Annotated in this window: 28 protein-coding genes; 6 read left to right on the forward strand and 22 right to left on the reverse strand. The window is 45.3% G+C overall.

Features of this window, described 5'->3' with window-relative positions:
- Window positions 1-128: 128 nt before the first annotated feature.
- From NSQ66_RS27170 to NSQ66_RS27185, 4 genes are all read left to right on the forward strand, one after another.
- Window positions 129-1,097, forward strand: coding sequence for an ABC transporter ATP-binding protein (locus NSQ66_RS27170; RefSeq protein WP_076099886.1), 969 nt, complete (start codon window positions 129-131; stop codon window positions 1,095-1,097).
- A gap of 90 nt (window positions 1,098-1,187) precedes the next feature.
- Entirely contained in the window at window positions 1,188-2,267 is a 1,080-nt protein-coding gene (locus NSQ66_RS27175; protein ID WP_076099904.1) for an ABC transporter substrate-binding protein, read from the forward strand.
- A gap of 5 nt (window positions 2,268-2,272) precedes the next feature.
- Window positions 2,273-3,952: an iron ABC transporter permease gene (locus NSQ66_RS27180; protein WP_076141916.1), complete on the forward strand. Its 1,680-nt coding sequence runs from the start codon at window positions 2,273-2,275 to the stop codon at window positions 3,950-3,952.
- Window positions 3,949-5,259, forward strand: a complete 1,311-nt coding sequence (locus NSQ66_RS27185) for an MBL fold metallo-hydrolase (protein ID WP_076141915.1) — start codon at window positions 3,949-3,951, stop codon at window positions 5,257-5,259. Before NSQ66_RS27180 ends, NSQ66_RS27185 begins: the two co-directional genes overlap by 4 nt.
- A 103-nt stretch (window positions 5,260-5,362) precedes the next feature.
- Here the strand turns inward: NSQ66_RS27185 and NSQ66_RS27190 are convergent, their stop codons facing one another.
- The 22 genes from NSQ66_RS27190 to NSQ66_RS27295 form a co-directional block, all read right to left on the reverse strand.
- The gene (locus tag NSQ66_RS27190) at window positions 5,363-5,644 is read right to left on the reverse strand and encodes a holin (protein ID WP_076099882.1); all 282 of its coding nucleotides are present in this window, start codon (window positions 5,642-5,644) and stop codon (window positions 5,363-5,365) included.
- A gap of 12 nt (window positions 5,645-5,656) precedes the next feature.
- Window positions 5,657-6,349 carry a M15 family metallopeptidase gene (locus NSQ66_RS27195; protein WP_076099880.1) on the reverse strand — a complete coding sequence of 231 codons (693 nt, stop codon included), beginning with the start codon at window positions 6,347-6,349 and terminating at the stop codon, window positions 5,657-5,659.
- Entirely contained in the window at window positions 6,350-6,754 is a 405-nt protein-coding gene (locus NSQ66_RS27200; RefSeq protein WP_076099878.1) for a hypothetical protein, read from the reverse strand.
- A gap of 73 nt (window positions 6,755-6,827) precedes the next feature.
- Window positions 6,828-6,959, reverse strand: a complete 132-nt coding sequence (locus NSQ66_RS27205) for an XkdX family protein (RefSeq protein WP_081382527.1) — start codon at window positions 6,957-6,959, stop codon at window positions 6,828-6,830.
- Window positions 6,960-7,084: 125 nt separating this feature from the next.
- Window positions 7,085-7,402 (reverse strand): hypothetical protein, encoded by a 318-nt coding sequence (locus NSQ66_RS27210; protein ID WP_076099877.1) that lies wholly within the window; start codon window positions 7,400-7,402, stop codon window positions 7,085-7,087.
- Between the two features lie 19 nt (window positions 7,403-7,421).
- Entirely contained in the window at window positions 7,422-9,035 is a 1,614-nt protein-coding gene (locus tag NSQ66_RS27215; protein ID WP_076099875.1) for a hypothetical protein, read from the reverse strand.
- An 11-nt stretch (window positions 9,036-9,046) separates the two neighbouring features.
- On the reverse strand, window positions 9,047-9,658 hold the full coding sequence (locus NSQ66_RS27220) for a putative phage tail protein (RefSeq protein ID WP_076099874.1): 612 nt from the start codon (window positions 9,656-9,658) through the stop codon (window positions 9,047-9,049).
- A 3-nt stretch (window positions 9,659-9,661) separates the two neighbouring features.
- Entirely contained in the window at window positions 9,662-9,997 is a 336-nt protein-coding gene (locus tag NSQ66_RS27225; RefSeq protein WP_076099872.1) for a hypothetical protein, read from the reverse strand.
- An 11-nt stretch (window positions 9,998-10,008) separates the two neighbouring features.
- Entirely contained in the window at window positions 10,009-11,031 is a 1,023-nt protein-coding gene (locus NSQ66_RS27230) for a DUF2793 domain-containing protein (protein ID WP_076141914.1), read from the reverse strand.
- 1 nt (window position 11,032) lies between these two features.
- Complete coding sequence (locus tag NSQ66_RS27235; protein ID WP_036681259.1) at window positions 11,033-11,446, reverse strand: hypothetical protein; 414 nt, start codon at window positions 11,444-11,446, stop codon at window positions 11,033-11,035.
- A gap of 1 nt (window position 11,447) precedes the next feature.
- The gene (locus NSQ66_RS27240) at window positions 11,448-12,506 is read right to left on the reverse strand and encodes a baseplate J/gp47 family protein (RefSeq protein ID WP_036681258.1); all 1,059 of its coding nucleotides are present in this window, start codon (window positions 12,504-12,506) and stop codon (window positions 11,448-11,450) included.
- A complete protein-coding gene (locus NSQ66_RS27245; protein ID WP_076099869.1) occupies window positions 12,499-12,930 on the reverse strand; it encodes a DUF2634 domain-containing protein in 432 nt (143 codons plus the stop codon). The genes NSQ66_RS27240 and NSQ66_RS27245 overlap by 8 nt, the downstream gene beginning before the upstream one ends.
- Window positions 12,927-13,223: a DUF2577 domain-containing protein gene (locus tag NSQ66_RS27250; RefSeq protein WP_036681399.1), complete on the reverse strand. Its 297-nt coding sequence runs from the start codon at window positions 13,221-13,223 to the stop codon at window positions 12,927-12,929. The genes NSQ66_RS27245 and NSQ66_RS27250 overlap by 4 nt, the downstream gene beginning before the upstream one ends.
- A 5-nt stretch (window positions 13,224-13,228) precedes the next feature.
- Window positions 13,229-14,191, reverse strand: a complete 963-nt coding sequence (locus NSQ66_RS27255; protein WP_036681255.1) for a hypothetical protein — start codon at window positions 14,189-14,191, stop codon at window positions 13,229-13,231.
- Window positions 14,192-14,200: 9 nt separating this feature from the next.
- Window positions 14,201-14,953: a LysM peptidoglycan-binding domain-containing protein gene (locus tag NSQ66_RS27260; protein WP_038573433.1), complete on the reverse strand. Its 753-nt coding sequence runs from the start codon at window positions 14,951-14,953 to the stop codon at window positions 14,201-14,203.
- Between the two features lies 1 nt (window position 14,954).
- Window positions 14,955-17,000, reverse strand: a complete 2,046-nt coding sequence (locus tag NSQ66_RS27265) for a hypothetical protein (RefSeq protein ID WP_038573435.1) — start codon at window positions 16,998-17,000, stop codon at window positions 14,955-14,957.
- Window positions 17,001-17,194: 194 nt separating this feature from the next.
- A complete protein-coding gene (locus tag NSQ66_RS27270; RefSeq protein ID WP_036681247.1) occupies window positions 17,195-17,617 on the reverse strand; it encodes a phage portal protein in 423 nt (140 codons plus the stop codon).
- A gap of 126 nt (window positions 17,618-17,743) precedes the next feature.
- A complete protein-coding gene (locus tag NSQ66_RS27275; protein WP_036681245.1) occupies window positions 17,744-18,214 on the reverse strand; it encodes a phage tail tube protein in 471 nt (156 codons plus the stop codon).
- A 1-nt stretch (window position 18,215) separates the two neighbouring features.
- Window positions 18,216-19,538 carry a phage tail sheath family protein gene (locus tag NSQ66_RS27280; protein WP_076141913.1) on the reverse strand — a complete coding sequence of 441 codons (1,323 nt, stop codon included), beginning with the start codon at window positions 19,536-19,538 and terminating at the stop codon, window positions 18,216-18,218.
- Window positions 19,538-19,717 carry a hypothetical protein gene (locus NSQ66_RS27285; RefSeq protein ID WP_036681241.1) on the reverse strand — a complete coding sequence of 60 codons (180 nt, stop codon included), beginning with the start codon at window positions 19,715-19,717 and terminating at the stop codon, window positions 19,538-19,540. Before NSQ66_RS27285 ends, NSQ66_RS27280 begins: the two co-directional genes overlap by 1 nt.
- The gene (locus NSQ66_RS27290; RefSeq protein ID WP_076141912.1) at window positions 19,714-20,127 is read right to left on the reverse strand and encodes a DUF6838 family protein; all 414 of its coding nucleotides are present in this window, start codon (window positions 20,125-20,127) and stop codon (window positions 19,714-19,716) included. Before NSQ66_RS27290 ends, NSQ66_RS27285 begins: the two co-directional genes overlap by 4 nt.
- A gap of 533 nt (window positions 20,128-20,660) precedes the next feature.
- Window positions 20,661-21,161 carry an ArpU family phage packaging/lysis transcriptional regulator gene (locus tag NSQ66_RS27295; RefSeq protein WP_094902361.1) on the reverse strand — a complete coding sequence of 167 codons (501 nt, stop codon included), beginning with the start codon at window positions 21,159-21,161 and terminating at the stop codon, window positions 20,661-20,663.
- A 285-nt stretch (window positions 21,162-21,446) separates the two neighbouring features.
- Between NSQ66_RS27295 and NSQ66_RS27300 the strand changes: the two genes are divergently transcribed.
- Entirely contained in the window at window positions 21,447-21,878 is a 432-nt protein-coding gene (locus NSQ66_RS27300) for a transcriptional regulator (protein ID WP_038573442.1), read from the forward strand.
- A 28-nt stretch (window positions 21,879-21,906) separates the two neighbouring features.
- The gene (locus NSQ66_RS27305; protein ID WP_036681396.1) at window positions 21,907-22,320 is read left to right on the forward strand and encodes an ImmA/IrrE family metallo-endopeptidase; all 414 of its coding nucleotides are present in this window, start codon (window positions 21,907-21,909) and stop codon (window positions 22,318-22,320) included.
- The last annotated feature ends 15 nt before the right edge of the window (window positions 22,321-22,335 follow it).

Below are 22,335 nucleotides of genomic sequence, written 5' to 3' on the forward strand. Positions count from 1 at the left end.
TAGAAGAATTCTATGAATGTTAAAATAAATCGGCAAAAAAGTTAATATCACAGTTACATTCAGCAAATATAGCGGGAATTCTTTACCTTTACACTAAGAACAAGCTTAAGAACAGGCAGGTAGATAGAATGAAGGAAATTACAATCCACAGATTGGAAAAGAAATTCGGAGATGTGCATGCCTTAAAGGCTGCAGATCTGAAGATTCCCGCTGGAAGCTTTACGACATTACTCGGTCCTTCAGGTTGTGGAAAGACGACACTACTCCGTCTGATTGCTGGGCTGGAAACACCGGATGCAGGAGAAATTCTGATCGATGATGAGTTTATTTTTTCAGGCAGCAAAAGAATTAGCCACCCTATTCATCGCCGTAACTTTGGCATGGTTTTTCAAGATTTCGCCCTCTGGCCGCATCTGACTGTGTTCGAGAATGTAGCCTTCGGACTTCGAGCTTCCAAACAAAAAAAGAATTTACGGGTTCGGGTACAGGAGGCACTTCGATCGGTCAAGCTGGAGGGGTTAGAGCTGCGTTTTCCACACCAGCTGTCCGGTGGACAACAGCAGCGGGTTGCTTTTGCCCGAGCCGTAGTCATGCGCCCTCAGCTTGTATTATTCGATGAGCCATTAAGTGCGCTAGATGCGGTCTTGCGAGATGAAATGAGGCTGGAGTTAATCTCCTTGGTGAAAAACATGGGCATTACAGCCCTGTATGTGACGCATGATCAAACCGAGGCGATGTCTATGTCAGATGAAGTAGTTGTAATGCAAGGTGGCACTATTTTACAGAGTGGTTCTCCTGAGGACATTTATCGTAAACCGAGTCATCCCTTTGTGGCACACTTTATTGGAAAATCCAACTGGATCGTTCCGGATAAACAGATGCTGCGTCCAGAACATTTACGCTGGTCTCAGGAGGATGCTTCCTTTCTTCCTTTTACAGGGACTATTCAGCATGTGAGTTATATGGGGGATCGCTATGAGATCATTCTGAACATGGAGCACAATGGGACTTGGACCGCTTATCATGATCGGCGCCTACCTGTAGGGGAAAAGATTCAGCTGTACGCTTCAGAGCACCAAATCCATCATCTGAATTAAGCGTCCACTGCATGGAATGGCTCTATATGATGCTGTTCCATGCAGCAAGATGCACACAACAATATTAGGGAGGCAATTACATTGAATCAAATGAAAAAGACAAAAGGGTTAAGTTCACTTCTTCTAACAACTGCACTTGGCATTACTCTAGTGGGCTGCGGCTCCTCGAACACCCCTGCGGCTAACGCAAGCAACAACCAAACCGATACTGCGGCGGCGACGCAAACTGAAGCCCCACAACCAACAGAAAAGACACTAAGCGGCAATCTTGTCGTTTACAGTGCAGGACCTGAAGGTTTAGCCAATAAAATCAAAGACGGCTTTGAAGCCAAAACTGGCGTTAAGGTTGAAATGTTCCAAGGCACTACAGGAAAAATACTTGCCCGCATGGAAGCAGAAAAATCCAATCCGGTCGTTGATGTTGTTGTCCTCGCCTCTCTTCCGTCCATGCAAGGAATGAAAAACGACGGATTATTACTTCCATATAAAGAGGCGGTTAATGCAGATAAGCTCGTTAGCGATTGGTCAGACACAGCAGATGGTAATTATTTTAGCTATAGCGCATCCGCACTGGGGATTGTCTACAATACTAAAAAAGTAAGCACACCTCCGACTTCATGGGATGATCTCACTAAAGCGGAATGGAAGGGTGCAGTCAATATCCCCGATCCTTCACTTTCCGGCTCGGCTCTTGATTTCATGACTGGGTATTTAAGTGCTAAGGGGGACAGTGGCTGGGATCTTTTTAAACAATATAAAAGCAATGAAGTAGCTATGGCAGGCGCCAATCAAGAGGCACTTGATCCGGTGATTACCGGTGCTAAATCCGTCGTTGCTGCTGGCGTAGATTACATGGCTTATAAAGCAAAAGCTGACGGAGAACCTGTGGATATCGTCTACCCTGCTGAAGGAACTGTAATCAGCCCTCGTCCGGCTGCGATCATTAAGACAAGCCCGAATGTAGATAACGCTAAGGCTTTTATCGACTACCTTCTATCCGATGAAGCGCAAGCCCTTGTTGCCAAAGCCTATTTGCTGCCAGGCAGAACTGACGTGAAGGCAGAAAATCGTGCCAATCTTGAAGAAATTAAAACATTTGATGTGAATTGGGAATGGATGAACGAGCACGGCGATGAAGTTTCCTCGACCTTCACACAAATTTTTAAATAAGCGTAATGAATACTAACTCTTTGCGCTCATTTAAATGGGTGAGCGGTGGACTGGCTTTATTTATACTAACCGTGCTCGTGCTGCTGCCACTCCTGCTCATTTTCTGGACCAGTGTTTATCCAGAGGGGCATCTCGATATAACCGCACCACTACGAACCATTATGGGGAGCAATGACCTAGTAGAGGTACTGCTGAATTCTATCGGGCTTGGGGTAAGCGTTATTCTGCTAACTACTTTGTTTGCGCTGCCTCTAGCCTGGATTATGGCAAAAACTGACTTAGGGCGCCACAACTGGCTGGATGTCGTGCTGTTAATTCCATTTATGACGCCGCCTTACATTGGTTCTATGGGCTGGATGTTGTTTATGCAGACGGGTGGGTATATGGAGCAATTTCTGCCCTCCTCCTCCGTGCTTACACCGTATTTCTTTAGCTATGGGGGTATGGTGCTGATCATGAGCCTTCACCTGTTCCCCTTCCTGTATCTGCTGCTGCGCAATGCGCTTTTGCAGATCGGGGGCAATCTGGAGGAAGCAGCCTCTGTTCACGGCGCCCCCTTCTTTTACAGATTTAAAAGAGTGATTATTCCTTTACTGCTCTCTAGCTATGGGCTTGGAGCACTGCTCATCTTCGTTAAAACAATTGCTGAATTCGGTACCCCTGCGACCTTTGGCCGTAGGATCGGCTTTTACGTTCTGACCTCTGAGATCCATAAATATATCTCCAGTTGGCCGATTGATTTCGGTAAGGCTACTTCACTAGCCTCCTTGCTGCTCGGAGTTTGTCTTGTCATGTGGTACATCCAAACTGTAATTAGCAGCCGCTACTCTTACCGTCTGATCGGTGGAAAAGGAACTCGTACTAACCGTTATAAGAGTACAGGAATCGTAGGGTTTCTTAGCTGGGGTTATGTTCTTCTATTGCTTCTGGCATCCATCGGCATTCCTTATTTCTCTATCATAACAGCCTCATTATTGAAGCTTCGGGGAGAAGGTGTATCCTGGAGCAATCTAACCTTAAAACATTATGCAGAGCTGTTATCCCCGGGTTCGCAAGGACTTGAGGCCTTATTAAATAGCTTTACATTAGCTATCGTTGCTTCCAGTATCGCTGTTATTCTCGGGACTTGGTTTGCCTTAACGGTAGGAAAAGGGGCTACATTCAAGCAGAAAATTACAGATTTATTCAGCTTGCTTCCAAATACAGTCCCGGGAATTGTAATTGTAGTAGGGCTAATTCTGCTGTGGAATGCCCGCTGGATGCCTATCCCGCTCTATAATACCTACTGGATGGTTGTACTGACTTATGTCGTACTTTTCCTTCCTTATACTGTTCAGTATGTAAAAGCAAGCTATGGGCAGATCGATTCCTCTCTGATGCAAGCGGGACAAGTATTCGGAGGAAGTAAGCTGTATGTGTTCCGCCGTATCCTGCTTCCCCTCATCCTTCCGGGGATGGTAGCTGGCTGGATGATGACCTTCACCATTTCCAACCGGGAACTGGTAGCCTCATTACTCATTCTGCCACCTTCAATGCAGACCTCGGCAACCTATATTTTTGCCCAGTTTGAACAAGGTGCGGTAGCCATGGGGATGGCCATGGCTGTAATCTCTGTAGGCATCACTACCCTATTACTATTAGTCTTAGAATATTTAAGCCCAGATAGAAAGCGGAGACAACAATGAGCACACTAACGATTTGGGGAGGGGCCGGAGAGCATGGCCGTTCCTCCTATCTTTTGCAGGGCAAGGATTCACGAAATGGCATCCTGCTCGATTGTGGCGTAAAAAAAGAAGGCCCCGGTGAATACCCCCTACTTGATACGGATATTATTCCACATTTGCAGGCAGTATTTCTGTCTCATGCTCATGAGGATCATTCCATAGCGCTGCCCTTACTTTATAAACACGGATACAGAGGTAAGGTATGGACTACTAGATCTACCTCATTACAGCTTCCTGATTATTTCGAGGCCTGGGATAAATATGTGGCGGCTCAGTCCGCATCATTACCTTATCGAGAAATAGATAAGCAATCTATCCAGTTCATGTATTTAGAGGAGCATGTCTGCCCTCAAACTTGGCTGACGCTTGCGCCTAACCTTCGAGTTCAATGGGGACGTAGCGGGCATTTAGCAGGTTCGGTTTGGCTGGCCCTAGAATGGGAGGGCAAGACTGTATTTTTCTCGGGGGATTATTCGGAGGAATCGCAGCTGCTCACGGCAGACACACCAGCAATTATGGAAGCCGAAGCTAAAAATGTGGCTGATCTGTCCATTATAGATGCCGCATATGGGGCAGATCCTGATGAGCAGCTTGTAAAATTACAGCAATTAGAGATAGCCATCCATAACACCTTGCAAAAAGGGGGCTCAGTCCTCCTTCCCGTGCCTATCCATGGCAGAAGCCAGGAATTGATCGTATGGGCAAATGAATGTTTTCCAGATCATCAATTGATCGTTGAAGAAGCACTCGTCGCTCCTTTACGAGCTTTAAGCAACAAGGTGGAATGGCTGAAAGAGGACGCTATTCAGCGCGTAAATGCGCTTTTTAACAGAAAAAGCTTGTGTGTTGTATCTAATTCGGACGAACGCGCGAAGGCAATGTTGAATCTTAAGGGAGCTATCGTATTCACTAATGACGGGATGATGCAGTCAGCAAAAGCACAAGAATACTTTCACCAGCTCTCTGTTTCTCCTGACAACCATGTGATTTTTACGGGACATTTAGCGGCGGGAAGCTTTGGACATCGTCTTGTTGAGCAAGCTATGATCGGAGAATCTAGCAGCGTACGCTGTACAGTCTCACTTATCCGCTATAAAGTCCATCAAGGTTTGCCGGACATTCGCAAAATGCTCCAAACGATTCCCAGCCACCGGACAGTGCTCGTCCATGCTCCCAAACCACATATCGACCAAGTAGCTTCTATATTAAAAGGAGAAGGTTTCACAGGACTATATTCTTTACAACCCGGCAGCACGCTTTCGTTCTGAAACTTATTTATGTAATATCATGAGAAAAACAATGGGGCTCTTCCTTAGGTCTTTTTCAGACTTTTTGGAACAGCCCTTTTTATGATTCGTACCTATTATCCACTTACCCTTTCGTCGTGCCCGGGCGATCCTTAAAAGCTAGCTCAAACAACCCGGTTGCAGATAAGCCTGCAAGACCCCCAGCCCAAAGGCGAAGCACTAAATCAAGTTCAGTAAAAGGATACGCTACTACGCCGATGAACAAACCTATCAATAGTCCGATAATCGGTACTGCATTACGCGGGATGTTGATACTATTTTTGACCAACTGAACCAGTGCCAGTACGAATACTGCTAATATAGAGGCGAACGCCATAACATCATCTAAAATTGTTCCAGTTTCCATCCTTTTCCCTCCTTAGTGGCTACTTATAATCTCAACCGTTCGAGTCGCAGAATCATAACCTACCTGAGCACCCAGTGCTTCTGCAATAACACGTACAGGGACGTAGGTGATGCCTTTTTCAAGCACTCCATCTGCAACCTTAACCCCATTAACCTTTACGACAGCAATAACATCACTCTTCAATTCTTCCTCCTCCTTCCGATTGATGACCTTATACGCTGACTCAACCGCAGATGTTGAGGGTTTTGTCCCTGCTCGTAACTGTGTGAGTGTTAACCCAAACGCCATTTGAAAATGGGGGTAATCCTTGAAGCTTGTCCAGTCGCCTCCCCACTCGAAGCCCAGCCCTTTTGCCTCCTTCACAACCTCCTGCCAATCTGCGATCTGGTTGTTATTGCCGTCCCGGCACATATTCCATGACACACTCGATCCATTCGGCAGCAAAAGAGCAAAATCTACAGCCAATCCAAAATTATGATAGCTATACCCGCCACGTGCATTGGTGACAATCGCTCCGGGCTTAGTGCGCCCTTGTGCATATAGAGCATCCTGCTCGGCAATTGTGCGAAGTCCCTGCGTAATGAGAATGGGGATGTTGAGTTTGTAACAACGTTCGATTAGAGCAGTAGCAGCGGAACGAACTACGGGGTGTAGGTTGGTTAGGCGTTTACTTGATTTTTCTTTGATTTGGGACAAAGTGAGCATCTATACCCCTCCTTTAAATAAAAAGGCAATAATAGCAAAGATAGTTCCCGCCAGAACGTATTTAAGTAAATCGATAAACACTTTTCGTTCGCTCTTGCTGTCCGTCTGGGATTGTTGCAATAGCTGGAACACACGTGAGTCCAATGTATCCCAACGTCTCATAATCTCGTTAAATTGTATTTTCATTTCTATCGTTGATTGCTTAATTTGCTTCACATCTTCCTCATGGCGTGATTGTTTTTCTTTTAATAATAGAAGCTCATTACTAAAACTTAGATGTTCTGTTCCAAATCTAAAGATCTCGTCTTGGATGACTACTAGTCTACTTTCAACATCTTCTAAACGGTGCTCAATGGGCGCTGCTTCAGCATCGCCTCCTCCTGTGTTCACTCCCACAATGGTCATATAACAGCCCCCTTCTAAAGTGATAAATAAAACAGCCCTCGTAGCAGATACGAGGGCAAAATAAAAACGCCTACTATGCGGCGCTATTTGTAATCTCTTCAGCTTGTTCAACCGTTATCTTTTTAGAGGTAACAAAAACCTGTACCTGCTCCGCAGTATACAATCCTGCTTCAAAGTATCGCTTAACCAGTGCGTACCAGTGCATTTACAGTACATCTCCTTCCACAAGGCTTAGAAGTAGATTCGCTTGTTCTTGCTCAGCTTGATCCAATCGAGATTGAGTCGTTGCTAGTTCGAATCCTATGCCAGCACTCTCTAATTCAAGTTTTTTTACCTTTCGGTTAAAGGCTCTTGATACACAGGCTCTTGTGGGTGCTCAGGCTCGGTGTTAGGGTCAGGATAACTGAACTCTAATTTCTTAGTATTAACGTTTACGCGGTATCCGTTGCATTCTGCAAAATCTTGCTTATATTCTTCATACTCTAGTTGAAGAATTCCAACCGTTTCAGGTACGCGTTCACTCAGCGCACGATATGCAGCAAAATCCTGATCTATAGTTGTCTCAATAACATCACCGGATCTCTCTCCGGTATCTTGAACAACATAACCTGTTGTTAGTTCATAAAATATTTTTCGTCCAATTTGCATTGTATTACCTTCCTCCCTCTTAATTCCACGCCGCCCATACATATTCCTGATAAGGCATTGTGTTTGGATTATACTGTTTATCTACCGAAAATGAACCTTCATAAAACGATATAATCAACGGAACGTCTTGCCCCATAATATACATCGCTTGTATTCCCATTCCAATAACAGGGTCTAAATAATAGATAAACATCGAACTCCAACCAAGACCACTATCAGGGTTATGTTTCATTGCGATCCCTGTTGGCCTGAACCCTAAACCACTCACATTAACAACACCCCCCGTAACTAGTGAGCCAGAAGCAAATTGTTTCGGTTGCAACGTGCCTTGCACCCCATACACCCATGTTCCGTTTCGAATATTAGATGCAATTATATTACTATCTGCCCTAGCCTGTGCAGCATTCACTACTATTTCGGGTACTCCTGTGCCCCCATTATTTAAATACGCGCCTCTTGGAATGCGAACCCATAAATTAATTCCGTCCCATGTCGTACTTACTGATGAAGCGCTGGCCGGTTGCTGCACAATCGCACCGTCAACGCCAAATATCGTCTTGCCTTGTAGAATGTTAGAAGGTACAAAATTAGGGTCACTTGCAATAATAGCACCAAAACCACCTGAATTTAATCCGCTTTTATAGTATCCGGTTTCAGGCTCTAGTACTAGACTACCAGACCAATCCCCTTTCGCACTTTTTGCGGCTTTATAGCCACTCGCAGGGGCTGAAGAAAAGTCGGGAATAGCTCCATCTACGCCAAATATCGACTTGCCTCGTAACCAGTTAGCTGTGTTATAGTTAGCGTCTTTAATATTTATCACAGTAGTTCCGTCGTTATATGCCTTAACCGGAGTAACGTCCAGATTTCCGTTGTAGCCCACTACTTTAGCAGGTGCCGCCCCTGCTGCCGCTGTGGGTATCGTCCCCGTCACTAGTCCGTTATCTTGTCCTACTGTGTAAGGCGCTAGCACCTGGGCTGCTGTTGCTGTTCCATATTCACCCCCTTCACCCTGTAAGATAAAAGCCGTGCCATCATATACAACCGTGTAAACTCCGTTCAGGGCAAGTGTTGCCGCATTTCCATTGGGTTTCTTGATTGCTTTGGCCCCTAATGTATTAGGATTGAGTGTAGGATTAGCTCCGCTATCAATGTGTGTTTTGAAACTAAATTTCAGTCCTGCTATCAGCGCCGTAGGTGCTGGGCTAAGTGTAAGAGTATATGCGGTAGCTGCACCAGCCGTAGTACCAAATCCAGTGTTGTTATTCAGTAGTGTCTTGTCCACAGCAGACATCAAGCCATTTGTAGAAGTTGTAGCTACGGCTGTACCAGCTTTTGCATTCCACGCCGTCTTTTCAGCATCCGTAACAAACCGATTACTCGCGTCTTGAGCAATAATAGCTGGTGGGTGGGTAACTGGGTGAGTATAATTATTCGCTCCCGTCGCAATCCCCGCCAGCTTTGTTTTCTCAGCTGCGGTGTAGTCATTCGTAGATAGCTGTTTGCCTGTTACTTTATCGACCTTGCCATTCACTGCATTGTCCAAAATGTCCATATTCCCGTTCAAATCGGCAATATCAACGATATCTGTTCCCTCTGGCTTCTTTAAGCCCAAATTTCCTGTGGTTTGCATATGTCACTCTCCTATCTATAAGTTCTTAATTCGTTCCATGTTTTACTGTGAGCACTCTCCCAAGTCAAAGCCTTAACAGATTCCCACCAGGTATAGCTGAACACAAATTCATAAGCTAAATGCGCAGGTTTAATCTCTTCGATGATTTGAATCAACCCTGCCATATTTGGAGGAATCCCCAGTGTACTCACAAAATGAATCTCAAAACGGTACTCCTCAGGCACTTCCTTTACTTCAACCACTCCACCTGAAAAAGCTGACGCCGTCCGCTGAATCATCTCCGGTGTGGTCGTCCCATTTCCACGCAGCTTTGCCTTAATCATCTCTCGGCGTGTGGCATATGACTTGGATGAATCGATATTTAGTCCAAGCTCAGCTTCCCATCGTCCAAGGCTCACCGTTGCCGTTTCAACAAAAGCCTGATCCAGTACGTCTATAGTGCCCAGCTTCAGTCCACCAATTCCTAGCCCGATGGTCTCCTGAAGCTTCTCCATTTCGCGGACATCCTTATAATAGTCCGGCAAATACTGCATTAGATCAGGCGCCTCGACTTCACCCGGATGGCTCGAATCTTTATCTGCGGAATATTGCAATTCGCTGTATAAAGAGCTGCCGTAACTCATCCTCTACACCCCCTTCAGTTGATTCCAGGTTAGGGGGCCTTTGGGCAAATAATCATGTGTATGCGCCGCCGGAGGAAATACCACTGGTTTACCTGCTACCCCCGCCCAAGCTACACTATCCGCTTGTTGCGCAAAATCCACCTTGCCATTGTTATTCGTATCGTAAATGCTTTTCAGCATATCCCCGGTACTCTGCGCGGCTACCAGCAAGACATTACCAGCGGCAGAACCAATGTACAGCTTGCCACTGTCTGTACAATACCCAAGCTCACCAATAGCCAGCGCTCCAATGGCGCTTTCCAAGCCGCGGCGTATTTGAATCAATGTTTTTAGAGCCATTGTCCCGCCCCCTAGAATGTTCCGCCATCAATACTGGCTACGGTAAGTCTATTGCCATTCGCTGCATCATAAATGATGCTGCTTCCATCCACACTTACAACTACACCGGATCCATCTACGGTGATCCCTTTTCCTGCCGTAACCGCAATCGCGTCTGCAGTAACCGTGATTCCATTGCCTGCACCAATATTGAGTGTCACAACATCGGCCTGACCCCCACCAATCAGCCCGCTCCCGGCTGTAATGGTCTGTAGTGCACCACCGGTACGTACCCATGCGCTGCCGTTCCAGCTATAAATCTTCTGCTCATCATCGACGTAAGCGGTCCAACCGACGGCAGGAACATAAAATACCCAAGCGGCAGATTGGTATTCAACAATTTGATTCGTTTTGCCCGCCCATGCCCCGGTTGCCCCTGCTGGAATAATATATCGATCCCCCTCAACCGGACTGGCAGGTGGAGCCAGCAGGTTCTGGTCTTTTACCGACGCTTGCGGTTCGATGTTATGCTTAGCCAGCTCAATTTCATTTTTAATCTTTTGCGCAGACCACAAGTCTGTAATCGTAGTCCCTGCATCATTGATTGTCCGGTGCTTGGCCACATCATCAATGTGAGTCTTGATCTCAGCGGCAGTCTTTACGTTTGTGCCATCCGATACTTTATTGATATGTCCCGCACTAATATCCGCTTTAAGCACCTTCGCATAGGTTGCTCCATCAGCGATATCATCAATTGTACCTGTCAGATCGGTAAGCTTCTGCGCATTCACCCGCCGCCAAGCTGCCCCATCATCAAAATATAAATATCCGCTATTCGAACCCGTAGTCACGTAATACAAACGGCCAACGGATCCTGCAACCGGACGCGAAGCTTCTGGCCCTGACAGCGCCCTGCCGACCATGGAATTGGACGTGCCGTCACCAATATAAACTTCCTTAGTATCACTGCAAAAACCAAGCTCGCCTGCCTTCAACACGCCATAACTCGTTAGCTCAGCCTTTGTACCTCGCTTTATTTGTATGGTCTGTGCCATTTTACACCTCTCTTCTAAATGATCCTCCGTCAATCTGGCCCTTGTTCTTATAACGCTCTATTTCAGTCTGGACAGCAGTAAGACTCACCTGCAAACCGTTAATATCCTCTGCTTCAACCGTATCGCCGGGAGTTTCGTAAGTCACATATACCTCAGGCACATCGGCAAAAATCTTAATCAACCGCCGCCAGGGCGCCTCATCCGGAAAAGACACAGTGAAATTGCGTAGCTCGATCCCGGAATACTGTGACCCTGTGTACACCGCAATGGTCTGATTATTAATATTGTCATGCGCTAGAAGACCACTGTAAACGCCATTTACAAGCGGTAATCTCTCTTCGATAACATAGCTGCTACCGTTTGCTTTTTTATTAAGTTTTTCTTGAAAAATATCAATTTGCTCTGGATAACCCATGCTACACCTCCAGTAGAACGTTGCCGAACAACGGTACTTCTTCTTCGTTCAACATCACATTGCCCGCTCCACTGTTCAACTTCAGCTCTGTGTAATCCGCAACTCCTTCAGTAGCAAGCAATAATGCCCCGATGACAGACTGACTGATATAGGTTGCTGAAAAAGCCTTCTCCTTGCGATATTTCTCAAGCATCACCTGAAAGCCTTGGTTTACAGCTTGCAGAGCATAGCCAGAAGCAAGGGTTACCTTGGCGCTTATACTGATGTTTTTGCCCGCAGCCGGTGCCACGGTCACAACAGCCCCTACCGGTGCTTGTCCCTCACCCGCTCCTGAGACCGGATCAATGTATTGCTGCACCTGAGCCGCCAACAGCTCGGATGCTGGTTTTTTTTCGGCGTCCACAATAATCACCTTCACAGTTTTAGGACCTTTCCATAATGGAAAAACACGTGCGCCTCCCACACCCGGAACTTGCAGTGCCCACTCCATATAGTGATATTTATTTCCGCTAGTAGCTGGGCGTCTGGCTGAATCCAAATAACGCTGGCGTAGTGCATCATCCGTTTCAATGTCCTCCCCAGGGATCAGAAGAGAAGCTATTTCTCCGCGCGCTAGGTCTGAGATATAATCCACTGGCAGTAAAGAGCCAAAATATCGATTTCCTTCTTCTCCAGCGGTTTCACTTTCCAAGCGATACACTCCAGGAGATAACTTCTCCACAGCCGTATAATTCAGCATTTCGAGTGAGAAGCGGCTGCCGAGTGGAACATCTAACAATCCTCCATCCGCCTTATAAAAAATCCCTTTCAGCTGCGCCTTGCTAGCTTCACGTCTTACAATGCCTGACCAGGAGATACTTCGCTCTAAGTACTCTCCGGTAGCCGTATCTGCAAAATACAGATTATTATTCACATCCAGCTCAATATACATCTGTGCCAACTCAGCGGCTGCTGGAGCCAACGCGTCATAAATGATGCTGCCCTCGCGTTTATCCAATCCTGATGGAATCCGGTCCAGCATCCGCTCCAAAAGAGCCTCATACGTCTGATCCTCATACATCCTCATTCCACTCCTTTCTCAGCTGAAAATTTCCGTAACGTGTGACGACCTTGCAGTCAAAAGTTAGATTATCTCCGGTAAACGAAACAACAATATTCTCTAAGCTAAGGATTCGTTCATCCTGAAGTAGTGCCTCACTAACGATACGTCTGATTTCAGCTCTAACCAGCAGCCGATCCTTGCCAAGCACCAACCGCCACTCTGTTCCGTAATCCGAACTGTAAATCAGATGTTCAAACCGATCGGTTCGCAAAATTTTTGCCGCTGCCTGTTGAACTGCTTCCAGTCCATCCGTTTGGCCTGTAATCCTTTTTCTCTCCCAATCCATTCGGTACGTAAGACTAGGACTTTCCCCACGCTCAAGGTTGACCTCCCCCTCAAGCAGGGCCGTTATCGGTCCAGCTTTTCCAATCGCCGGGATCATATCGGACTCACCAGCCGATCCAGAACAATGTAGCTTTGTCCGCCCTGCATTCGAACCATTAATACGCGGTCCCCACTCGCTAATCCTCGCCGAAGTATTACTTCTTTGCCCTCGATGTCGATCTTGCTTTCCATTACCGATTCAGGCAGCACTAACGCATTCCCCGATAAAACAAACCGCTGATCCACCTGAATCTGCAAAGGAGCTGCCACCGTTACCGTTCCATAAGAAAAAGCCACGGGATTTGTACTTCCCACGGCTCCTAGACTTGCTTTTTTAATAATATCTAACATCATTTCTACACCACCTTAATATCGAGGGACATTGTATGCTCCCCTCCAGAAATCTTATGGCTGCATTGGTCCACCAGAAACAATTGAGTCTCGAATTCATCCAATAGGACATAAATGAAATTGCCTGCTCTTACACGCATATCACCAATCGCCTGTATGGAGAGACTAAGCTTTTCACGATTGTGCATTTTCAGCAGATTGTTTGCCTTCTCCTGAATTTGTGCAGCATTCGCTTTGTCATCAGCCTTTTGATACAAGTGCAGGATACCCCAGCGTTTCACATTGTCCTTGTCACTGACCGGATAGAAATCGCGTTTGCCCGATGCCTCGTTGTCCTTGTACAGAAAAATCGTGTTGTACGTATCGTCATCAATACTTTTTTTGAGCGAATAATCGTACAGATAATGCCCCGCTCCCAGCACCAGGTTAAGCAGCATAGAATCCGGTTTACGCAGCGTCAACTTCCCAAAATCATCGTAAAAAGCCATCAGCCGCCCCTTAAACTGAAGCTCACTGCCGATGGCTCCCATAATGATGTCCAACAGCTTTTTGTCATCTTCAATTAAAGAAGGAATCCGGTACTCTGTCTCCTCCAGCACACCTGTCTTTAATCCGTAGTCCGTTGTTATTTTCTTGATCACATCACTAGCCGTAACATCCTGCAAAACATAACTACCATTGCCCAGCAAATAACGAATCTGATCATAGGCAGTCAGCTTAATCTCCTGATCCGAGCCCGTATCAATGCTGAACACAAATCCGTAAAATACATCTACATTATCTTTACTGAACTGAATAATATCACCGTTGCTGATCCCGAACTTGGGGAGCTGATAAATTCCGTTGTCCACAAGCGTTAACTCTAGCGTTGACGGTTTACCTGACCGTGCAGTTTTCCAAGAAATATCTGAGACGATGCCAGAAATATCCCATAGATTCCCTTCCTTATTCTTCACTAGCAGTTCCATAACATCCTCCTACGGCAGCTTGATGACTTTACCGATGGGCAGCTTTTTCAGCTCACTATCCGGAATGCCATTAAGCTTCTGAATGGCTTTGTACTTCGAGCCATCTCCTAGGTTTTTTTGAGCGATGCTCCATAGACTGTCTCCAGCTTTTAAGGTATAGGTAGTAGGCTTTGCCTTTTCATTGGCCCGCTTCTGCTCCGCCTTCACTTCACCTTTAACAACCTTCACAGCTACCGCCTGATAGAATACGTACTTTTTGAGAGATAACGAATATTCAATATCCCCTGACGATCCCGCACTAAGCTTCCAAGTGAAACCTTCGATGCTCATAGCCATATTCACAGCAAAATCAATTTCTAAAGATGCATCCTCACTAATTGAAGATTCCTCTAGCCATTTCTGTGGTTTGTTTAACTTCTTTTTATCCTTTTTCGTATCATCGGGATACCTCACACCGGAGAACACAAACCGAATGGGTCGACGACTCGTCATCCATTTCTTAATAAGCTCCACATATTCAAAAGGTCTCTTCAGCCCGTCCTCCTGCACCAATACGAACGGATACCTTTGTGCTGGAAAAATACTTTCAATCGTGATCTCCGTAAGCTTCGGATAAGCAATCGTATTGATCTCACCCAGATCGATAATGGTATAGCTTTTTCCATCTCCACTCTCCTTGATTTCCAAGGTCTCTGGATTGACTGGCAGCCGGATTGCATCCTCCTGATTATTAAAACCCAAAAAAATCCCGTACTCTTCCACGTTACGTATACACCCCCTGCGCCGTAGAGACAAACTCCTCGTTCAGCTTTTGCCCGATCTTGTTGATAATCGTATCAATGTCTCCGGCATTGTTAATATTTCCAGTCGTCACCTGCACCGTCGGCGTAAGCTCCACAAAATTCTGGATCGCCTGAATCTCGGCCAGCTCGCGGAGCATTTTCAGATCATCACTGGAGATGTCTACGGTGTCGTTGATGGAGCCGAGCTCGTTCACACGGTTGACGGTGTTCAGATTACCAGGTACTCCTGCATTTTGAAAAGAACCTACAGCGGAAGGCGTATTTAACGCAGGAGTCTTCGTCACAGGAACTACTGGAACCTCAGGAATGGTAGGCGATTTCGGAGGTTTCGTTGAATCATCTTGATGAGTAGTATTCCATTGATTGATTGTAGTCTCGTTATTCGTATTCCCCCCTACGTTTAGGCTTTCTTTAAATTTGTTAACATCAAATTCTTGCGTATATTTCGCAGCCGTATCAAAAGTATTTTCAATGCTCATCTCCACGTTCTGTTTAAATTGACTGCTGTCAACCCGTTCAAGATGAAGATTAATCTCTGATTCTATACCTATAAATTTACCAACAGCCCCAATTACTTTATTAATACCACCTAATAAAAAATTGGCAGCATCAATGATACCATTAATAAATCCGGTCCATAGATCAATCACATAACCTACAAAATCTGCAACGATCTGTCCGAGAGCCCTGAACATATTGGCAAGAAAATCTCTTACTGGCTGAAGAGCTGCAACAATTCCTAAAAAAGCCACAATAAGTGCAATAACAAGTCCAATTACAAGCGCAATAGGATTGGCATTTAACACAGCGTTGTAAATCCCTTGCGCTGCGGTAGCGATCCCAGTCGCAATTGCTGACATATTTGTTGCGATTGCTGCTGCACCCATAGCAATTTTATAAGCAATAATCCCAGCAACAATTCCCAAAAGAATGGGTACTACATAAGGCAACGTGCTGCTAAGAACACTCCAAAGGAATAAGGCTCCCTGTACAACTTGTGAAAAACCTTGTGCTATAATAGCCAATCCAATGGCCATCCCATCGATAATAGGCTGAAAGGTACCTTCTGAGAACGCATCATTAAGAATGCTTAACAGCGGAGAAAATGCTGCAAGTGCCCCTTGTCCCATGCCAGCTAAGGAATTGTTATAGTTTCCAAGAAGTGTCTGCCACTGATTTACGGGTGAATCCATCATGGTTTGCAGCGAAGTACTCGTCATACCTGCCGTTGTCATGATATCTCCCAAAGTACTTAAAAAAGCGCCCATGTTCCCCGTACTGGCTACTAGGTCGAGTCCACCAAGCTCCTCTTCATCTACCTGAAGCATCGATGCTAAGTCACTAGAGTCTCCATCAAATGCAGAATTAATAGCTGATGAAGTATCGCCAATATCCTTACCTTCTGGAGACATCATACTAAGCCTTGTGGAATAATCCATTAGCTTATCTAGCTGGTCCGTATTTTGTGTTTTAGGATAAAACGACAAGACACTTTCCATAGACTTGCTGACGTCCTGTCCGGTTTCTAGCGCTCTCTTCTTGAATTTATCAAACATAGCTACACCAACATCAGCATTTCCGGTTTTTGCTTTGAAAAGATCTTCCCACTTTTGCTGCTCAGCAGCTGGCACAAGCACCTTCTCCATGACACCCTTAACTTTTTCCACCATACCCTTAGCCTTTTCAAAGGCCCCCGTAAGCTTTTCCCAGGTTCCTGCTTGCTTTTCAGCTCCTCCAGCCCCTCTATCAGCCGCATCATTCAGTCTCTCCTGAGCCTGAACCGCACCTCCAATAGAAGCTTGAATTCTGGTATAAGCTGCACTGTAATTATTAGTGATGTTGTACACGGGTTTATTGACTATTTTCATACTGATACGGTTTAAGGTTGCTGAAAAGGAATTTGAAATATTTGCCGAGACCTGTGTTGTAATCTGATTGGTTATATCATTGATCCATTGATTGGAAACTTGCTGTATTCCAGCTATATTATTTTGTACACCTGCCATTCTCTCACCCCCTAACTATCTCTTCCTCGCCTTACTCCGTGCCTGATCGCGCTTCTCCTTCTCCACACGAACAGCAATCATCGCATATATTGCGGCGCGTTCGCGGGAAGACAGCTTCATCAGCTCATGGGGTAAAATGTGCAGCTCATGGAGGGCGTAATAAGCAAAATTGGCTTCACTATCGCCCTCGTTGATTAGTTTTTTACTTCATCCACCAGCTCGTTCATGTCCGTGCCAAAACCATTTAAGGCCTGCACCCGCTCACCCAACGCCGCGAATTCACCCGGAAGCAGCATTTTACGCAGCAGTGTTTCAGCGCCAAGTACGCCATAAGAACGCTGCAGTTCAGCATTTTTTAGATCCGGATGCATTACACTTGAGGTCATCAGCTTCGCCATATAATCGTTAGGCTCAATTTCAGAGGTATACACTCCGTTTTTCCCTTTGACTTTGCGGGTTGCGGCCTTGCGGCATTCCTGATTCTCATCCTCAGTCATACTGCGCAACTTCCAGGCCACCGCATTTCCTTCCTTATCCTTAAAACGCTGGGATACCACAAACTCCTCGGTCGTGTCACATGCTACATTTTGGGCAAAAAACAAACTTAATTCGCTCATTGTCTTCCTCCTAGAATTATTTATTTAGATACTTCTCCTGCTACTAGCTGCCAATAGACAGAGAAGAGACCCGTCGCTCATTCTACGTTCGGGTCTTGCTTGCTCCAATCTATCTAGTTGTCTTAATTAAAGCCCGGAACCTGCCGGAGCACCAAAAGCTTGCACAATCTGCACATCTTCAAAGGTAAAGCTAACTTCTTCTTCCAGAGCGTCTGACTCTGTATCGAGTGAGGCCATGATGACACTATCGAGGTTCACCCCTTTTAGAATAATCCGTTGTGCCCCCACGCTGGACGATGGATCCTCGTTCGTAACCTCAATATCGAAGTACTGATCAACACCCGTATTCATATAATCGAGCATCATCTGGCGGAAACGACTAGTCATATAAAAAATCGTCATCGAACCGCTGCCCGACCATCCAGTCGCTTTATGCTGAACACCCCGGCGGCCCAGTGTTTTCACTTCTGCTTTTGTTTTTTCTACTGTAGCTTCAAGAGTTTTCACATAGAACATCTCTTCAGTTTGCGTACCAATCACAGCATAAGCACGGCCCTCCTGGCCGGAAATCGTATCACTAGCTTTTAAAAATGCCATCTTAAACCACCTTCACTTTCATATATACTTTTTCTACGGAATCTACCGGTTTCACAGCCACATCCAGCACGATACTGTCACTATCTGCACCAGCCACAACTACAACATCTGTCTGCGCGTTAAAGCCCTCAATCGCACCCATATCCTGCAAATCATTCATATAAGTCGCACACTGTGACCAGAAAAGAGCACGGCCATCTTCATTATTCGCGACCTTACCGATATAGTAGTTCTCAAAAATACGCTTCATATCATTTGCAATTCCATCCAGCACGCGAAGTACACGATTTTTGGAGAATGCTTTGCCTTTGTCCGGTGAAAATGCGGTAAATGTATTAATATCCTGTTCCACCACAGCCCGTCCGCCACTGTAAGTAAAGATAAGCTCTCCTTTTAGCAACGCAGCTGTAGTCTCAGAATGGCTAAGTCTTACATCAGCATCCACCGAATCATCATAACCCTGATAAGTCAGCGATTCATTAACAGCAGCTGCTGCTGTAGCACCAGCTACCCAAGCAACGACATTGACGTTATCAATCGTAGTTCCGTCGCTCAGTACTACCCCATTATTCACGCTAATCACACCTTCATGACCTGCAGCCGCATAATCGGATAGTACAGCCTGTACCTTTTTCCCTTCTGTATCCCGAAGCCGTCTCACAAAAGAACTGTAGAGTGCCTTGAGAGCACTATCCTGCGATACTAGACCCACGGTTTGGAATTCTTGCACCTCAAGAGCAGACAGGAAGTCACTATGTGCTCCATTCGTCACGGTTCCGTTAGCCCCCCCTGTAAGCGGCATGCCTGCAATTAGCTTCAAGCCTTCTGCACCATTTTTCTGGAATTGAACATAATCGTTCGCGACCAACTCCTCAGCCGTTCCAACTGTTTGCTTGTTCAGTTCTGTTCCATTAAGCAACGTCTTTACATCAAAAAGAGCAACATTCTCTATATTTTTCTCAATCACAATCGAAAGATCATTTCCGCGTACACCGCCATATTTAGCTGTTACCTGAAGACCGTTATTTGTGACTGCCGCTTTAACGCCTTCATTCAATCGATAGAGCAGCAAGGTTCCCGCCCGTTTCAGCGCTTCACGCACTGGCAATAGAGTTGGATGTTCCAAATCAACTCCTAGCAGCTTATTCACATCATCCTGCGGGGTAATCTTCATGATTACTCCCGGTTCTCCCCAAGATAGGGCAAGCGCCAATGCCGTAATCCCGCGTTCTCCCATTTTGCCGATGGCACCTTGATTTGATGCTACATTTACGTACACCCCAGGGCGCACCTTATTTTGCGTTGTCCATGTTCCGCCTGCCATTAGTTCATTACCTCCTTATTTTTGAACAATCCCATAGATTGCTTTGCTTCTTCGAGCGTATAGTTCTTGCCATCCTGCAAAATAACGTTCAATATATCCTTTTCCCTCGGCGTAAAAAGTGAGGAATTCACAATCTGTTCCTTACTGAACCCATTCCCGTTACTCCCTTTAGTACTCATTTCAATCGTTCTCCTCCAATCATTTGTCCCATCTTAATGCTGTCAGGCTTGTCGTTTTGCAAATACAACATATAGTCAACTGTAAACAGCGGCCCATGCCCTTCAGTTCCAGCTTCCCACGCTTGCCTAACTACACGAAAAGCTCCACCATCCTGCTCCATTCCTGCCATCGCCTCACTTAGCTTATCTGCCATTCTCTCAGCTTCCAGCAAATTGCCTTGCTCATAACGGATGCCAAAACGGTAGACCGCTAAATACCTGCCCTCCCGCTGCCGATCCAGTGTTGCTGAGATCAGTCCGGGATGAAAATAGGCTGTTTGAGGTTTTTCTCCTTCTACATATACAGGCACATCAGGAAAATACCATTCAAGTGTACTTGTAATGTGTTCTCGCAATTGTTGTACCGACATCACTCCATTCCTTTCTGATCTGCGACCGTTCGTCGATCCTTGATGGTGTTAACCTTCAACTGCATGAACATTAAGCAGACACCCCCTCAACTAGATCTAAGAAAAAAGGATACTATCCGAGGTTGGATAATATCCCTTCTTCATTAGGCAAATGCGAGAAGAATCTTTCACCGCTAGGTTTGTTCTCATCACCCTTAGGGCGGAACTATTAGCAGAGCATTCATGCTCTTGCGGTGTTCTTTTGCTTCATTTGCCATGTTATAATCATACCCCCATATTTTCCTTGCGGAGAGGGTAAACGGACGAGGTTTTGGCTAGCTTTTGGATGGTATAGAGCGGTTTTTCGGAGGAACATAATTGAAGACAAGCTTAAGAGCCTTCGTCCCTCCTTTTATGGACGGCAAGTTTTTGTGCGAGGATTATAAGGATAAAGTACATCCTGAAACTTATACTTTCTTTATAATTCAAAAAAAGACCGCATCATCCACTCGGACGATACAGTCTTCTTTACTAATCACACTATTCTATTTCTATTAAGTAATACTCATTTTCTCTTTCTTTACCCTAGGCGCTGTTGTTACTAAAGTTTGCAGAGATAGTAAACCGAGATCCGTTAACGCTAATGCCATCTTGTAAAAAGCCTTCGAGCGTATCTTCACGTAAGTGTCCTTACTTACCGGTGGATCAAACACATGATTGTAAATCGTATAATCGTACATCTCGTCTCTTCTCATATACCTTTCCCGTACCAGCTGCTGTTCTCTCGTATCGAGTCTCTCTACCACAGAGTCTATTGCGGAACAGTAAGCCCTCCTTGCGGCGGGGATGTCCACATTATAAGAAGCTATCGCAGCAGTCTGATCAGTTACAGTGTTAGTAGGACCATGAAATCTTTCTGTGTATGAATAAGTTGTGCTTGCTTCCTTCGCTTCAAATGTAACGGTCTTAAAAATACGGTATTTCTCCAACATGCTCTCTATAGCGACCTGGGTTCGGCGACGGTCCAACTCTGGTAAAGTTGATATGTTCATCATTTATGCACTCCTTTTGGGTTTAACTGAATGAGATTAAATTTGCGGAATTTTCCAGCCCAATGTGATAAAATAAATCTTGTTCGTATTCTGTTCGTATTTTTCTATAATATACCACTTCTTTACCAATCTCGTAAAACCCCGTTTTAGGCTGTTTTTATCGAAAAAGAGCGTATATCCCTCCATTATCTTGCCTTTTGGCAATAATATACGCTTTGTTGTTTACCTATTGGCAAAAATGGCTTATATTATTATCATAAGGTTACAGCCAATAAGGAGTGAGTTGAGATGAAACAGGAATTCGGGGATTATATGAAGCATCTTCGGGAAACAAAGGGACTCACCATTAATCAATTAGCAGCAGCAGCCGGAATTAGCGGTTCGCAAATTTCCCGGATTGAGAATGGATTAAGAGGGGTTCCTAAACCAACCACGTTACGCAAAATTGCTGAGGCCACTGGCGTCCCCTACGAGGAGCTAATGGATCAGGCAGGGTATTTGCAGGACCAGACTCTTTCAAGCGATGAGGCTGTCCCAGATTGGGCCACAAGCAAAGATAAAAGAGACTTTCGAAAAATGCTAGAGGATGATGGAGAGCTGATGTTTGACGGAATTCCATTAGACAAAGAAGATAAACAGAGGATAAAAGATGTACTAACCGGATTGTTCTGGGAAGCCAAACAGATGAATAAGAGAAAAAAATCCAAAGACACTAAATAACTATACTAACATGCTGCAGGTGAAGAACATGGATGAACTGATCAATAGTCTGATTAAAAAATATAAAACCAACTGCCCGTTCGAGCTTGCCGCAGCACTAGGCATTCAAATTCGTTTCATGAATCTGGGGACTGGCACAAAGGGATTATATTATCGAAAATTAAGAAGAAGGTTTATCGTCATTCATAATGAGTTGCCTGTAGAATGGCAGCGCTTCGTTTGTGCGCATGAATTAGGACATGATCGGCTTCACAAGGGGATCAATCGCTTTTTTCTGGAGGAAAGCTCCTATTTCTCTCCTGGGAAGCTTGAACGTCAAGCTAATGTATTTGCTGTAAAATTATTATCTTCAGGCAGAAGCCCCGAACAAGAGGAATCATGGAGAAACTATTATCTACGGATTGGAATTCCACCGGAAGTCCGATTTTTTTTGGAGGAATAATAGAACATACGTTCT

This window comes from Paenibacillus sp. FSL H3-0329 (assembly GCF_037963285.1).
Classification (GTDB): Bacteria; Bacillota; Bacilli; order Paenibacillales; family Paenibacillaceae; genus Paenibacillus_AQ; species Paenibacillus_AQ odorifer.

Excerpts from the sequence above, each read along its gene's own strand:
- NSQ66_RS27295 (WP_094902361.1), bottom strand. The coding sequence starts at position 21,161 with ATGATGAACATATCAACTTTACCAGAGTTGGACCGTCGCCGAACCCAG.
- NSQ66_RS27190 (WP_076099882.1), bottom strand. The coding sequence starts at position 5,644 with ATGGAAACTGGAACAATTTTAGATGATGTTATGGCGTTCGCCTCTATA.
- NSQ66_RS27265 (WP_038573435.1), bottom strand. The coding sequence starts at position 17,000 with ATGGCAGGTGTACAAAATAATATAGCTGGAATACAGCAAGTTTCCAAT.
- NSQ66_RS27220 (WP_076099874.1), bottom strand. The coding sequence starts at position 9,658 with ATGAGTTACGGCAGCTCTTTATACAGCGAATTGCAATATTCCGCAGAT.
- NSQ66_RS27175 (WP_076099904.1), top strand. The coding sequence starts at position 1,188 with ATGAAAAAGACAAAAGGGTTAAGTTCACTTCTTCTAACAACTGCACTT.
- NSQ66_RS27195 (WP_076099880.1), bottom strand. The coding sequence starts at position 6,349 with ATGCTCACTTTGTCCCAAATCAAAGAAAAATCAAGTAAACGCCTAACC.
- NSQ66_RS27270 (WP_036681247.1), bottom strand. The coding sequence starts at position 17,617 with ATGAGCGAATTAAGTTTGTTTTTTGCCCAAAATGTAGCATGTGACACG.
- NSQ66_RS27275 (WP_036681245.1), bottom strand. The coding sequence starts at position 18,214 with ATGGCATTTTTAAAAGCTAGTGATACGATTTCCGGCCAGGAGGGCCGT.
- NSQ66_RS27235 (WP_036681259.1), bottom strand. The coding sequence starts at position 11,446 with ATGGGTTATCCAGAGCAAATTGATATTTTTCAAGAAAAACTTAATAAA.
- NSQ66_RS27185 (WP_076141915.1), top strand. The coding sequence starts at position 3,949 with ATGAGCACACTAACGATTTGGGGAGGGGCCGGAGAGCATGGCCGTTCC.
- NSQ66_RS27290 (WP_076141912.1), bottom strand. The coding sequence starts at position 20,127 with ATGTCGGTACAACAATTGCGAGAACACATTACAAGTACACTTGAATGG.
- NSQ66_RS27225 (WP_076099872.1), bottom strand. The coding sequence starts at position 9,997 with ATGGCTCTAAAAACATTGATTCAAATACGCCGCGGCTTGGAAAGCGCC.
- NSQ66_RS27205 (WP_081382527.1), bottom strand. The coding sequence starts at position 6,959 with ATGCACTGGTACGCACTGGTTAAGCGATACTTTGAAGCAGGATTGTAT.
- NSQ66_RS27250 (WP_036681399.1), bottom strand. The coding sequence starts at position 13,223 with ATGTTAGATATTATTAAAAAAGCAAGTCTAGGAGCCGTGGGAAGTACA.
- NSQ66_RS27210 (WP_076099877.1), bottom strand. The coding sequence starts at position 7,402 with ATGCAAATTGGACGAAAAATATTTTATGAACTAACAACAGGTTATGTT.
- NSQ66_RS27170 (WP_076099886.1), top strand. The coding sequence starts at position 129 with ATGAAGGAAATTACAATCCACAGATTGGAAAAGAAATTCGGAGATGTG.
- NSQ66_RS27285 (WP_036681241.1), bottom strand. The coding sequence starts at position 19,717 with ATGAGTACTAAAGGGAGTAACGGGAATGGGTTCAGTAAGGAACAGATT.
- NSQ66_RS27180 (WP_076141916.1), top strand. The coding sequence starts at position 2,273 with ATGAATACTAACTCTTTGCGCTCATTTAAATGGGTGAGCGGTGGACTG.
- NSQ66_RS27215 (WP_076099875.1), bottom strand. The coding sequence starts at position 9,035 with ATGCAAACCACAGGAAATTTGGGCTTAAAGAAGCCAGAGGGAACAGAT.
- NSQ66_RS27200 (WP_076099878.1), bottom strand. The coding sequence starts at position 6,754 with ATGACCATTGTGGGAGTGAACACAGGAGGAGGCGATGCTGAAGCAGCG.
- NSQ66_RS27280 (WP_076141913.1), bottom strand. The coding sequence starts at position 19,538 with ATGGCAGGCGGAACATGGACAACGCAAAATAAGGTGCGCCCTGGGGTG.
- NSQ66_RS27255 (WP_036681255.1), bottom strand. The coding sequence starts at position 14,191 with ATGGAACTGCTAGTGAAGAATAAGGAAGGGAATCTATGGGATATTTCT.
- NSQ66_RS27300 (WP_038573442.1), top strand. The coding sequence starts at position 21,447 with ATGAAACAGGAATTCGGGGATTATATGAAGCATCTTCGGGAAACAAAG.
- NSQ66_RS27305 (WP_036681396.1), top strand. The coding sequence starts at position 21,907 with ATGGATGAACTGATCAATAGTCTGATTAAAAAATATAAAACCAACTGC.
- NSQ66_RS27240 (WP_036681258.1), bottom strand. The coding sequence starts at position 12,506 with ATGTATGAGGATCAGACGTATGAGGCTCTTTTGGAGCGGATGCTGGAC.
- NSQ66_RS27230 (WP_076141914.1), bottom strand. The coding sequence starts at position 11,031 with ATGGCACAGACCATACAAATAAAGCGAGGTACAAAGGCTGAGCTAACG.
- NSQ66_RS27245 (WP_076099869.1), bottom strand. The coding sequence starts at position 12,930 with ATGATCCCGGCGATTGGAAAAGCTGGACCGATAACGGCCCTGCTTGAG.